The organism is Undibacterium sp. JH2W, from assembly GCF_049340425.1.
GTDB lineage: Bacteria > Pseudomonadota > Gammaproteobacteria > Burkholderiales > Burkholderiaceae_D > Undibacterium.
This window is the reverse complement of sequence record NZ_JBMPOT010000006.1, coordinates 304,318-316,748: the sequence shown is the minus strand read 5'-3', so window position 1 is coordinate 316,748 and position 12,431 is coordinate 304,318. Positions and strand designations below refer to the sequence as shown.

At 53.5% G+C, this 12,431-nt stretch carries 9 protein-coding genes; 1 reads left to right on the top strand and 8 read right to left on the bottom strand.

The genetic code is table 11. The features are described from left to right. Positions 1–102 precede the first annotated feature (102 nt). The 3 genes from ACO0LC_RS11120 to ACO0LC_RS11110 all read right to left on the bottom strand — a co-directional run bounded on the left by ACO0LC_RS11120 (position 103) and on the right by ACO0LC_RS11110 (position 2,082). Positions 103–402, bottom strand: a complete 300-nt coding sequence (locus ACO0LC_RS11120) for a HigA family addiction module antitoxin (RefSeq protein ID WP_423002939.1) — start codon at positions 400–402, stop codon at positions 103–105. 15 nt (positions 403–417) lie between these two features. Beyond that, the gene (locus ACO0LC_RS11115; RefSeq protein WP_423002937.1) at positions 418–696 is read right to left on the bottom strand and encodes a type II toxin-antitoxin system RelE/ParE family toxin; all 279 of its coding nucleotides are present in this window, start codon (positions 694–696) and stop codon (positions 418–420) included. 333 nt (positions 697–1,029) lie between these two features. Next, positions 1,030–2,082: a DMT family transporter gene (locus ACO0LC_RS11110; protein ID WP_423002935.1), complete on the bottom strand. Its 1,053-nt coding sequence runs from the start codon at positions 2,080–2,082 to the stop codon at positions 1,030–1,032. Positions 2,083–2,394: 312 nt separating this feature from the next. Between ACO0LC_RS11110 and ACO0LC_RS11105 the strand changes: the two genes are divergently transcribed. Continuing rightward, positions 2,395–4,002, top strand: a complete 1,608-nt coding sequence (locus ACO0LC_RS11105) for a M64 family metallopeptidase (protein WP_423002933.1) — start codon at positions 2,395–2,397, stop codon at positions 4,000–4,002. Between the two features lie 651 nt (positions 4,003–4,653). Here the strand turns inward: ACO0LC_RS11105 and ACO0LC_RS11100 are convergent. The 5 genes from ACO0LC_RS11100 to ACO0LC_RS11080 form a co-directional block, all read right to left on the bottom strand. Then, positions 4,654–4,959 carry a hypothetical protein gene (locus tag ACO0LC_RS11100; RefSeq protein ID WP_423002931.1) on the bottom strand — a complete coding sequence of 102 codons (306 nt, stop codon included), beginning with the start codon at positions 4,957–4,959 and terminating at the stop codon, positions 4,654–4,656. Positions 4,960–5,572: 613 nt separating this feature from the next. Further along, entirely contained in the window at positions 5,573–6,175 is a 603-nt protein-coding gene (locus ACO0LC_RS11095; protein ID WP_423002929.1) for a tetratricopeptide repeat protein, read from the bottom strand. Positions 6,176–7,011: 836 nt separating this feature from the next. Further along, a complete protein-coding gene (locus tag ACO0LC_RS11090; RefSeq protein WP_423002927.1) occupies positions 7,012–8,436 on the bottom strand; it encodes a sensor histidine kinase in 1,425 nt (474 codons plus the stop codon). Continuing rightward, entirely contained in the window at positions 8,436–10,673 is a 2,238-nt protein-coding gene (locus ACO0LC_RS11085; RefSeq protein WP_423002924.1) for a PAS domain-containing sensor histidine kinase, read from the bottom strand. Before ACO0LC_RS11085 ends, ACO0LC_RS11090 begins: the two co-directional genes overlap by 1 nt. Next, positions 10,642–12,426, bottom strand: coding sequence for a putative bifunctional diguanylate cyclase/phosphodiesterase (locus ACO0LC_RS11080; RefSeq protein ID WP_423002922.1), 1,785 nt, complete (start codon positions 12,424–12,426; stop codon positions 10,642–10,644). Before ACO0LC_RS11080 ends, ACO0LC_RS11085 begins: the two co-directional genes overlap by 32 nt. Between the last annotated feature and the right edge of the window lie 5 nt (positions 12,427–12,431).

Here is a 12,431-nt window from a genome sequence, read left to right as displayed (position 1 = left end):
CAAGGCGAGTTACCAGCCAGGTGGGGATGTTGGTATGCCAGACAGGTAGCTAGTCCTGGCAGCCTTAAATTCGTCATTCCTGCGCAATCTGTAGAATGTAAACTATCCAGACATGATGAGATGCTTGATAGGCTTCACCTTAGGCACCCCGGATTTCCTGGCTTGCGCCAAATCATATTGCATCTGCAACCTGAGCCAGGTCTCAGCATCACCATTAAGCCATTGCGCCAGGCGCAATGCCATGTCGGCGCTGATGGCGGAGCGGCCATTGATCATTCTTGACAGGGCAACGCGGGACACGCCGAGTTGCATTGCCGCATTGGTCACGGTCAGGCCCAGTTCGGGTAATACGTCTTCACGTATCGTCAGTCCTGGATGGGGGGGATTAAACATCTTCATCATCGTCCTTCATTGTTTTTAGCGATAGTCCTGATAATCGATAATTTCTGCATCTTCACCAACAAAGCGAAAAGTCAGCCGCCAGTTGCCGCTTACCCAGACCGACCAATGCCCAGATAAAGTGCCTGACAATGGATGCAGGCGCCAGCCCGGTATATCCATATCCTTGGGATTTTTGGCAATATGCAGCATGGCGAGTTGACGCCCTAGTTTGTTCGCATGGGTGGCATTGATGCCTGCCTTGCTACCAGAAGTAAAGAATTTTTCTAATCCTTTGTGGATAAAATTTTTTATCACTCTCTGTATCTTATAACGTTACACGATGCATTTCAATTGTTTAGATTCTGAATGTTCAATTTGTTTGTTGCTAATATTTTAATGCAATGATCCGTGTTGTGCTTTTGTACTTGATTAAATATGGATTGCTACTTTTTTGCATGGCACATTTATTCGCCAAATAACACGCCATGATGCTGGTAAGTATTTGTTTTTAAATGAAATTGTTTAAATTTTTGACCCCAGAATGATTCGCCATGCCTGCATTGCTTTGCTTTGCAAGGCTGTACCTGACTCAGGTCTGTGTAACTATGGATTTGGAATCATTGATATCAAAAAATTTCCTGACCATGCTCAATGCCCATGCCGGTGATGAATATCCGGGTAATGTGCATGCGCATGCACCATAGGCAGGTGGCGGTGTGCATGTGCGTGGGGTTGTTTGCCATCCCATGCAAAATCATGTTCATGCTGGTGATGTTCGTCGTGCACATGCTCGTGCGCGTGTTCCATGGCTTCGTGCTCGTGTTCATGCTCGTGGTGCTCAGTCAGGTGCAACCATATACCTGTGCCCATCAGGATGGCGGCCAGGCAGAAGGTGATACCGGGTCTGTCGCCCAGCATCAGCAAGGAAATGGCCGCGCCAACAAAAGGGGCCGCCGAGAAATAGGCGCCCGTGCGGGCCGTACCCAGGTGTCTGAGTGCCAGCACGAACAAGACCAGGCTCAGTCCATAACCACAGAACCCCACGATGCCGGCCATCAATACTGTGGTGGCGTCAGGGAGGGTAGCTCCCATTATCATTGCAATCAGCAAATTAACGGTGCCAGCGACCAGCCCCTTTATTCCGGCGATTTGTACGGCATCACTGGCAGAGATTTTGCGTGTCAGGTTATTGTCTATGGCCCAGCACAGGCAGGCACCGATAATGGCCAAAGCGCCCCAAGGTACACCCAGGGCAGGGGTCTGCTCCCAGGACAGCAAGATGCCTGCCGCGACAATGAGCAACATGCCAATAAAGATGCGGCGATCAAAATTTTCCCTGAACACAAACCAGGCCAGCATGGCCGTCAGCACGCCTTCCATATTCAGCAAGAGCGCGGCAGATGAAGCGGCGGTCATGCTCAGCCCCAGCATCAACAAAACTGGCCCGGCAATGCCGCCTGCGACTACTGCACCACTTAGCCATGGCAGGTCTTGCCGCTTCAAGCCTGTTGTTTCTCCCTCTTCCTTGCGGCTCAGAGTGGCACGCAAGACATACCAGAGCAAGAGCCCCAGCCCGCTGCCCAGATACAGCAAGCCTGCTACGCTGACGGGGCTGGCCTTTGCCAGCAGCAGCTTGGCAAAGGGTGTACTGGCACCAAACAGGGTTGCTGCCATCAGTGCATAAAAGACGCCTTTGTGCATATGTTTTGTTCTGGTTTTCGTGAGTTTGATTGTTGCCCGCCTGAGACCCAGGCGGGCGTGCCCAGGTATTATTGCACGACAGGCGGCCTGTTGCGCGCGTCACTCTGGAAGTGCTGGCACTGGGGGGACTCACATTTTTTTACACTAATTGCTGTTTATTCTATTTATTTTACTATACTGGTCTGCAGCTGCCGACATCCAACGCAGCGTCTTCCCTGACACCAAATTTTATTCACAGGAAAGCTCTACTTAATCACCAACTACATCAGCATCGACAGTTCACACAATCACCTAATTTAATTCGGAGACCGTATGAATGCTATCAAACTTATTTTGATGTTCGTTGCAATTTCGGTGTTTCAAATCAATGTGGCCAATGCGGGGAATATTTCGCTGCGTATCGCTTATAGTGACGGCCGGCAGGGCACCAGCTTCACGCCTGTGCGCGCAGAGCTTGGCGAGTTTGGCCTGACACCTGGTATGGCCAATGGTGGCCAGGGCGAGAAATGGCGCGTCGTCGCCAAAAATGCGCAAGGGCTGGTCATCCATGAAGTGTTGGTCAGGAATGCGCAGCAGCGTCATGTTGAAGTGTTTGACCCAAAAACCGGGGCCATCGACGTGTCGCAGCAAGTCAGGCAAGCCGACGGTGTTTTTGAAGTGTCCCTGCCTTTTGATGAGCGGATCGCCAGTATAGAAATCCAGCAGCAGTCAGCGGGCAATGCGGGCCTGGCAATGCCGCCGCCACAGCTGGCCGTGTTCGACCGCGCTGCATTGGAGAAAGTCGTGCGCAGCAGCAAGATGGCACGCGTCCAGGGCCCGCCGCCAGCAGCCACTGCCACCACCATCATTGATAACGGCCCGGCCAATGCGCGTATGGATATTGTCTTTGTCGGTGATGGCTATACCGCTGCCGAGATGGATAAATGGCATGCCGATGCGCAGAAGGTCATCGATGGTTTCATGACCGACCCCTTGTTTGCTGCCAACCGCGCCAGCATCAATGTACGTCGCGTCGATATCGCCAGCAATCAGTCAGGTGCGGACGAACCGGACAAGGGCATCTACCGTGACACCGCCATGGATGGCAGCTTCTATTGCTATAACATTGATCGCCTGTTATGCGTCAACTCAAGCAAGGTGTATGACGTTGTCGGTTCAGTGCTGGCACCTGACCAGCGCGACATCATCGTGGTGGTCTCCAACTCCACCCGCTATGGTGGCTCTGGTGGTGAAATCGCCACCTTGTCCATGCATGCCCAGTCTGTGGAAATTGCCTTGCATGAGATAGGTCACACCGCCTTTGCCCTGGCCGATGAATACGACTATGGCACTTGCAGCCTGAGTGCCGAGCCGACTTCTGGGGACGTATCATTGAACGGCACGCGCAATGTCAAATGGGGGAGTTTGATCGCAGCCACAACTGCCGTGCCGACTGGTTTGGGACAGTATGCCAATGGTACGGTTGGTACTTTTCAGGGCGCACAATATTGCAAGACCGGGAAATACCGGCCCACAGAAAACTCACGTATGCGCACCCTGGGTTATCCATGGCATGCCGTCAATGAAGGCCTGGCCAGGGCCGTGTTTGCTTCCTACACACCAACGCCAGGTGGCGGCGTCACCCAGACCGGCAACCTGACCAACGGTGCCACTGCCAACGCGCCCAGCGCATCACCTGGCTATATCCAGGCAGGCAGCGGCACTTTCAGCCTGCAATTGAGCGGGCCAGCAGGCACGGACTTTGATCTTTACCTGTATAAATATTCCGGCAGCGCCTGGACCAAGGTCGCCAGCAGTGAGGGCAGCTCTTCGAGCGAGTCTATCAACTATGCAGGTACGGCAGGCTATTACTATGCGCAAGTCAAATCGTATTCGGGAAGTGGGAATTACACGCTGACTTATAGCTTTCCGCCGAAGTAAGGTGTTTGCGCGGAAGTGGTGAGTAGGGGGCGCTGTAACGCACTGTTTTCTTGATGAAAGCAAGACTAAAAATCTCACCACAGAGGCACGGAGACACAGAGGAGCACAGAGGGAGAAAAGACGGCTTCAAAGCAGTCTTTGCTGCGTCGGCGTGCGGCAGTAAATAGGGTGTGTTGTAACGCACCGTTTTTTATTGAGCACGATGGTGCGTTGCAGCGCACCCTACAGGGATATTTGTTTCATTGATGCCTTCGCAAACCGTGTCGTTTTTTTTACCTGGATATCTTCTCAGTCGTCATTCCTGCGCAGGCAGGAATCCATGGTATTTATGCCGTGAGCTTTGATTTTCCGTAGTTTTTTAGATGCATCCAAATTTGCGAAATTTTTTCGTTGATTTGCAAACGCCACTAGGCTCCAGCCTGCGCTGGAGCGACGTTGCAGAGGGGGGGCGTGAGTAGGGTGCGTTGTTACGCACCGTTTGTTGTTACGCCGATGGTGCGTTGTAACGCACCCTACAGGTGTATTCGTTTCATTGATGCCAGTGCAAACCGGGTCTTTCTTTATTTGGATATCTTCCCTGATGCGGCCTAGCCTAACGAGGTCCGTTCCGATCTACGATACTTTGTTTGAAAGTATGTCAACACGTCCTGGTCAGAGGCGTTTTTTCGACACCAGCTTTGTGTCATAAGCGGCTCCGCCGTCTTTTATTATTTGTCTGAGGTGCTGAACCATACGCATATCCAGTTTCAGGCGTATCTCATAGATATGGTTCTCACTATTCTTCGCTTGAAAGCAGATCTCTGGAGGCCCACGGTGCACGCAAAAATATTCTATTTTTTTTGGCTCAATGATTTGCATTGATTCTTCGCTAGCCCAGTTGATGGCAGCAGCTAGCAAGCTTAATTTGTACTTAACTATCGATAGATAGATGAGCAAAAAAAATATCAGGAGGAACATGGTTTCATGGGTCCAAGCTTACTTTGACCTGGTAATGTGTTCACAATCTTTTTTCTGATAAAGATGAGTTTGTATCTTACATGATACAGTAATTTTGTATTGATTACCGGGGCATAGTACCTGGATATCTGCAGCGTGCAATTCAGGTCGGACCTAGCGAGGCCCGATCTGGCGAGGCCCGACCTGGCGAGGCCCGACCTAGCGAGGCCCGACCAACCCGCAATACTGATTTGCAAAATCTACGCGAGAATCAAGGAACGCTGCTGGGCTCCAGCCTGCGCTGGAGCGACGTTGCAGAGAGTGATGGTTGTTTTCCGTGAGTAGGGTGCGTTGTAACGCACCGTTTTTTGTTGTGCTGATGGTGCGTTATAACGCACCCTACAGGGATATTTGTTTCATTGATGCCTTCGCAAACAGTGTCTTTTTTTACCTGGATGTCTTCTCAGTCGTCATTCCTGCGCAGGCAGGAATCCATGGTATTTGTACCGTGCGCTTAGGGATATGGCAAAATTTTCAGCCAGGGGTCCTTTTTGTTTGGCTTTTGTTATCAGCCATTCGCAGCTGAAGCCGCTCCTGCGTGAAAATCTGCCCTGGTCTGATGGCAGCCTTGAGATCATTCCAGCGGCTTCCAGGCATTCACATCAGCCTCGATTTGTTTTCTCTGCTTTGCTGTCAGCATTTTTTTCAATGATGGCAGGCTACGTTGCGCATGTCGGTTGCCCTGGGCTGCGGACAATAATAGCCAGAAATAGGCAGCCTGCTTATCCTTCATCGGTTCTTGTCGATATAGGTAGGCGTGGCCCAGTTGCAACTGGGCATCTGCCCTCCCTTGCTCTGCCGCCTGACGATACCAGTGCATAGCCTCTGGCACATCCACGTCCATGCCCTCCAGGCCATAAAGGTAGAGCTCTGCCAATTCGACTTGCGCAGCGGCATAGCCTTGCTCTGCTGCCTTGCGATACCAAAAGGCAGCTTGAAGTACATTCCTGGGTACACCGTCACCGACATAATACCGCCAGCCCAGCAAGTGCTGCTCTGGCGCATTACCTGCTTCTGCCATTTCGATTTCCATTTCCAGCGCTGTCTTGGCAGCCTCAGTGCCAGCGGGCAGATTGTAGGCTGGCACCGTGGCATAGGCATCCTGGCTCAGGAATAAAACAGCAGTGATGATGGCCAGGGCAAGGCGGCTTGAAGCTGTGTTGTGCAGAGTGATCATAATGAAGTATCCCGTATCAAAGTCAGCATAGCGCATGTTTGTACATGTGGGTGAAAGTACTTGCGCGAAATTATTGCATGCCCGTATCCCCGGCGCTTCATTGTCGATCATAAGGTATAAACCACCGGATTTGAGCCGGTCAGCTTTAGCTGCGAAAATATGTCGTAAGGAGGTGCGAGATGGATTACAGATACGGAAGCCATACGGTATATCAAATTGATAGGACTTACGCAAAACCGCCCCAGCTGCGTTGCAGCACCTGCATTTAGCAAATCAGGTACTAAAGTACTGTCTTCGTCGCTACGGTGTTTTGGGGTTTTGGACAATATGTTGTCCGCCAACGTAACGAACATCCCTTACATGTTAAGAGAGTGGTGCGGGATTGATGTGCCGAGTGTTGGGCTGATGAGGCGTAGCCCAACCTACGTACTAGGCTCCAGTCTGCGCTGGAGCGACGTTGCCTAAGGTTGCTGGTGATGGCGTAGAGTGCGTTGTAACGCGCCATTTGTTATGGCCCACGACGGTGCGTTACAATGCACCCTACAGGTGTATTCGTTGTATTGATACCAGCGCAAACATCGTCGTTTTTTACTTGGATATCTTCTCCATCGTCATTCCTGCGCAGGCAGGAATCCATGGTGTTAATGCCGTGAGATTTGATTGACCGTATTTTTAGATGCGGCCAAATTTGCGAAGTCTCTTCGTTGATCCGCAAACGCCGCTGGGCTCCAGCCTGCGCTGGAGCGACGTTAACAAGGGTTTGTGGATTTAAGCTATTTCAGCCAGGCATAGCTGGTCGTAAGGCGTCATTCCCGTATCTATCCTGTCAAATACGCTCACTCCGCCACCTGCGGCCAGCTAAACCTGAACACCGCCCCGCGCGGCTGGTTGGCTGTCAGGCTGATGCTGCCGCCTAGTGATTCTATGGTTTTTCTGATGACGGCCAGGCCCATGCCGCTGCCTTCTACTTCGTCGCGGGGGCGCAGGGTCTGGAACATGGCGAAGACGCGTTCGCGGTGTTCTGGCGGGATGCCGGCACCGTCGTCAGCGACTTCGAAGATGTACTGCTCTTCATCGGGTATGGAACGCACGATGATATGGCCGCTGCGTTTGTCGTGGTGTTTGATGGCATTGCTGATGAGGTTGCGCATGACCAGTTCCAGGGCCACCTTATGGGCCGGGGCCTTGGGGAAGCTGCCCTGCAATTCCAGGTCGAAAGAGGCGTCGTTGCAGCAGAGTTCAAAGACATCGCGCGCCAGTTCAGCAAAGTCGGTGTTGATGATATTGCCACCGAGCTGGTCGGCGCGGAAGTAGAGCAGCAAGTCTTCCAGCAGTTTTTCCATGCGGGTGATGCGCACGCGCATGAGGTGCAGGTGTTCGCGGGTTTCTTCGTTGATCTGGTCTTCCAGGTCTTCGGTGATCCAGGTCGCCAGCTGGCTGACGCCACGCAAGGGGGCCTTTAAGTCGTGTGAGGCGACATAGGCAAAGTCTTTTAGTTCTTGATTACGGCGCGATAATTCGTCGATGAAGTGCTGGCGCTCAGAGACATCGACAATCGCCGAGAGTGTCTTGACACCGTCTGCCGTGTCTATGGGGTTGTGGCTGACCTCGACCGGGAATTCGCTGCCATCCTTGCGCAGGGCATAGCTTGTGGTGGCGGTTTTTTCGGTTTGCTGGCCGCGAAAACGTTCAGGGATCAGGATGTCGAAAGCCTGGCCTATCAGTTCTGCGCGCAGGTAGCCAAAGAGTTTTTCTGTACTGTCATTAACCATTTCTATCAAGCCACTCTGGCCTGCCAGCACCATGGCATTCGGTGCAGCATTGACGACCTGGCGGAAATGTCTTTCACTCTGTGCCAGGCGGGCGGCAAGTTTGTAGCCATTACTGAAGTCGCGCGCCGAGAGAGACAGGCCGAAAATAGTGTCCCTGGCATCGCGGATAGCCGAGATACTCAGGGATACCGGTAGCTCACTACCATCGGCGCGGCGGCCCATGGTTTCAAACTGGCCTATGCTGCTGCTTTGTTCCAGCAGCTGTATCAGGGTCAGATGGTCGGGCAATTGACCATCCGGGAAAAGCAGGGAAAAAGCCTGGCCCAGGACAGTGTCATGGGCATGGCCAAACAGCAGGCTGGCGGCGTGGTTCCAACTGATGATGTGGCCGTCGAGGTCGCTGCCTATGATGGCATCTTCGGACGAATTGACAATGGCGGCCAATAATTCCAACGAAGCCATGGATGGGGTCTGCTCTGGCTTTGCCATTAGAGTACCTCGGCAATATTGCGCGGCCAGGTGAACCTGAACACGGACCCGCGTGGCTGGTTGGTGCTGAGCTGTATATTGCCACCCAGGGATTCTATGGTCTTCTTGATGATGGCCAGGCCCATGCCACTGCCTTCGACTTCATCACGCGGGCGCAAGGTCTGGAACATGCCAAACACGCGTTCGCAGTGTTCTGGTGCGATGCCGGGGCCGTCGTCGCAGATGGCAAATTCCAGCCACTGTTCGTTGGGAATGGCTTGCACGACGATGCAGCCTTGCTTGGTATCGTGATGCTTGATGGCATTGCTGATGAGGTTGCGGAACACCAGTTCCAGCGGCACCTTGTGAGTTTGGCAGCGCGGGAATTCACCCTGCAGTTCCAGCCTGAAAGAGCGGTCGGAGCAACAGAGTTCAAAAACGTCGCGTACCAGCTCGGCAAAGTCAGTATGTTGCACCGTGCCACCGAGCTGGCCCGCGCGGAAATAGAGCAGCAAATCATCGAGCAGCCTTTCCATGCGCTTGATGCGTATGCGCATCAGGCGCAGGTGTTCATTGGTATCATCATCAATCTTGCCTGCCAGGTCTTCGCTGAGCCAGGTGGCGAGCTGGTCAACGCCACGCAAAGGGGACTTGAGATCATGCGATGCGACATAGGCAAAATTATTCAATTCCTGGTTGCGCCGCGACAATTCATCGGTGAAGCGTTTGCGTTCAGAAATATCGACAATCGCCGACAAGACTTTGAGACCGTCTGCTGTTTGTATGGGGTTGAGGCCTATCTCGATCTGGAATTCACTGCCATCCTTGCGCAAGCCAAACAGGTCGCGGCCTGTGCCCATGGCACGGGTGCTGGGGTTGGCAAAATAACTGCCGCGCAAGCCAGGATGTTGTGGTCGAAAGCGTGCCGGGATGAGGATTTCCATGGGCTGCCCCAGCAACTCGACGCGCTGGTAGCCAAACAAATGCTCGGTCTGGGCATTCACCATTTCTATCATGCCCTGGCTGTCTATCATGACCATGGCATTCGGTGCAGCTTCGACGACGAGGCGGAAACGTTCTTCCTGGCGCTTGCGTTCGCTGATATCAACAATGGCTGACAAGACCTTGATGCCATCGCTGGTTTCTATGGGGTTGAGACCTATCTCCACCGGGAACTCGCTACCGTCCTTGCGTAAGCCAAACAGGTCACGGCCAGAACCCATGCTGCGACTGCTGGGCTGGGTGAAAAAATTATTGCGCAAACCTGGATGATGGGCACGAAAGCGCGCTGGTATCAAGACTTCCATGGGCTGGCCCAGCAATTCTTCGCGCTCATAGCCAAAGATTTGCTCGGTCTGGGTATTTACCATTTCTATCTTGCCATTGCTGTCTATCATGACCATGGCATTCGGCGCGGCTTCGACGACGAGGCGGAAACGTTCTTCCTGGCGCTTGCGTTCGGTGATATCGACGATGGCTGACAAGACCTTGATGCCGTCTGCTGTTTCTATGGGATTCAAGCCTATCTCTACCGGGAACTCGGTACCATCCTTGCGCAAGCCATATAGCTCGCGCCCCTGGCCCATGGTGCGACTGATGGGGCTGGCGAAGTAAGCAGTGCGCAAGCCAGGGTGGTGGCGCTGGAAGCGTGAGGGGATGAGGATTTCCAGCGGTTTTCCCAGTAGTTCTGAACGGGTATAACCAAAGATGGTTTCAGCCTGGGAGTTAACCATTTCTATCAGGCCGCGCCGGTCTATCATGACCATGGCATTCGGTGCTGCATCCACCACCTGGCGGAAATGCCGTTCGCTTTGTGTCAGGCGGGCAGCGATGCGGTAACCAACGCTGAAGTCGCGCGCAATCAACGACAAGCCTATGATGTTGTCACCCTCGTCGCGTATGGCCGAGATGGTCAGGGCCACAGGCAGCTCCGTGCCATCCTGGCAGCGCCGCATGGTCTCAAAATGGCCTATCGAGGCGCCTTGCTGCAAGAGCTTGATCAGCGAGAGGTGGTCCGGCAATTGCCCGGCCGGAAAGAGCATGGAAAAAGGGCGCTGGTATATCGCCATGGCGCTATAGCCAAACAGGATTTCTGCGGCATGGTTCCAGCTGATGATATTGCCGCTGAGGTCGCTGCCTATGATGGCATCATCGGCCGAGGCGACAATAGCCGCCAGCAAGGCATGCTGTTCATTGACGTGATCGCTTTTGTGACTGTTACCTGGCTCATTCTTCAGATTGTGGTCCAATTGGCTCATGGCGGAAGTTTCCGGTCAGGTAGCGATCTTCAAATTCATTCGATGGAATGGGGCGGGAATACAAATAACCCTGCAAAAGTTCACAACCACGCTGGGCGCAGAAATTCGCCTGTCGCTCGGTTTCTATGCCTTCTGCCACCAGGGATAATTCCATGGTCTGGGCAAAGGCAATCATGGCGGCCAGCAGCCGTTCTGGCGAATCCCCCTTGCCCACACCAGCGACAAAGCTCTGGTCTATTTTCAGCACATGGATGGGGAAGAGTTTCAAATGCCCGAAGGACGAATAACCGGTGCCAAAATCATCCAGTGACAGCTTGACGCCACGTCCGACCAGTTTGTGCAGGATGGCTGCGACATGATGGGGGTCACGGATCAGGGCATTTTCAGTGATTTCCAGTTCCAGGAAACGCGGGTCCAGGCCACTGCTGAGCAGGGCTTCATCGACGGTATAGATGAGGTTGTCGCCCTGTAATTGTATGGCCGAGACATTCACGGCAACGGTCAGGTCCAGTGCATGCAGGAATGGCAGTGAGCGCCATTCCTGCAACTGGGCACAGGCCGTGCGCATGACCCACTGGTCTATTTCAAACATCAGGCCCAGTTCTTCTGCCATGGGCAAGAACACGCCGGGTGTCAGCACGCCTTCCACCGGATGGTGCCAGCGCAGCAGGGCTTCCATGCCGCCGATCTGGCCGTTAAAGGGGTTGATCTTGGCCTGGTAATACACTTGCAATTGCTCATTGCGCAGGGCATGGCGCAAATCACGTTCCAGATACATGCGGTGACGCACGGCCTGGTGCAACTGGTCGGAATAAAAATGACTCTGGTTGCGGCCTTCCTGTTTGGCGCGGTACATGGCAATGTCGGCACATTTCATGAGTTCGGTCGCATCATTGGCGCAAGAGCCAAACACGGCGATGCCTATGCTCATGGTGACATGCCATTCCATGCCATCGAGGACGATGGGTTTCTTGAAGGCTTCGACGATACGGCTGGCCAGCAGGATAGCCTGGTCGACTCTTTCCATATCCTGCACCAGCACCACGAATTCATCCCCGCCCAGGCGCGCCAGCAAGTCGCTGCCGCGGGTGGTGGTGCCCAGACGGCGTGCCACCTTGATGAGCAACTGATCGCCTATCGCATGGCCATAGGTGTCATTGACGTTCTTGAAACGGTCCAGGTCCAGCAGCAGCACGGCCATCTTGCCATGCAGGTTTTCGCGCTTGGCGCGGCTGACGGCAAAGGCCAGCGCCCGCTCGAAATCATAGCGGTTGGCCAGACCAGTCAGGGCATCATGCTCGGCCAGTTCGCGCAACTGGTTATAGCTGCGGCTGAGCTCGGCTTCGAGCTTGTGGCGGTGGCGCGCCTGGTGCAGGGCGCGCATCAGGCGGCGCGCATTGACTTCTTCTTTCAGCAAAAAGTCTTGTGCCCCGGCTTCTATGGCTTGTTCAGCCAGGCTGACATCTTCCTGATGGGTCAGCATGATGATGGCCGTATGATGGGTTTTGTCGAGGCGCAGGCTTTTCAAGACTTCTATGCCATCGCGGTCTGGCAGGCGGTAGTCGAGCAAGATGACATCAAACAGGGTTTCCTTGGCTTTTAATAAGCCATCCAGGGCATTATTGGCTTCGATGATGTTGACGCTGACCGAGACTTGTTTCAGTGCACGGATGACATTGCGCCTGTCGACTTCATCATCATCGATGATGAGGATATCAAGTGTGGACGTTTGTGGGGGAGCAGTCAGCATCATGATTA

Coding starts and splice junctions, on each gene's coding strand:
- ACO0LC_RS11120 (WP_423002939.1), bottom strand. CDS start 402: ATGATGAAGATGTTTAATCCCCCCCATCCAGGACTGACGATACGTGAA.
- ACO0LC_RS11110 (WP_423002935.1), bottom strand. CDS start 2,082: ATGCACAAAGGCGTCTTTTATGCACTGATGGCAGCAACCCTGTTTGGT.
- ACO0LC_RS11105 (WP_423002933.1), top strand. CDS start 2,395: ATGAATGCTATCAAACTTATTTTGATGTTCGTTGCAATTTCGGTGTTT.
- ACO0LC_RS11100 (WP_423002931.1), bottom strand. CDS start 4,959: ATGTTCCTCCTGATATTTTTTTTGCTCATCTATCTATCGATAGTTAAG.
- ACO0LC_RS11095 (WP_423002929.1), bottom strand. CDS start 6,175: ATGATCACTCTGCACAACACAGCTTCAAGCCGCCTTGCCCTGGCCATC.
- ACO0LC_RS11090 (WP_423002927.1), bottom strand. CDS start 8,436: ATGGCAAAGCCAGAGCAGACCCCATCCATGGCTTCGTTGGAATTATTG.
- ACO0LC_RS11085 (WP_423002924.1), bottom strand. CDS start 10,673: ATGAGCCAATTGGACCACAATCTGAAGAATGAGCCAGGTAACAGTCAC.
- ACO0LC_RS11080 (WP_423002922.1), bottom strand. CDS start 12,426: ATGATGCTGACTGCTCCCCCACAAACGTCCACACTTGATATCCTCATC.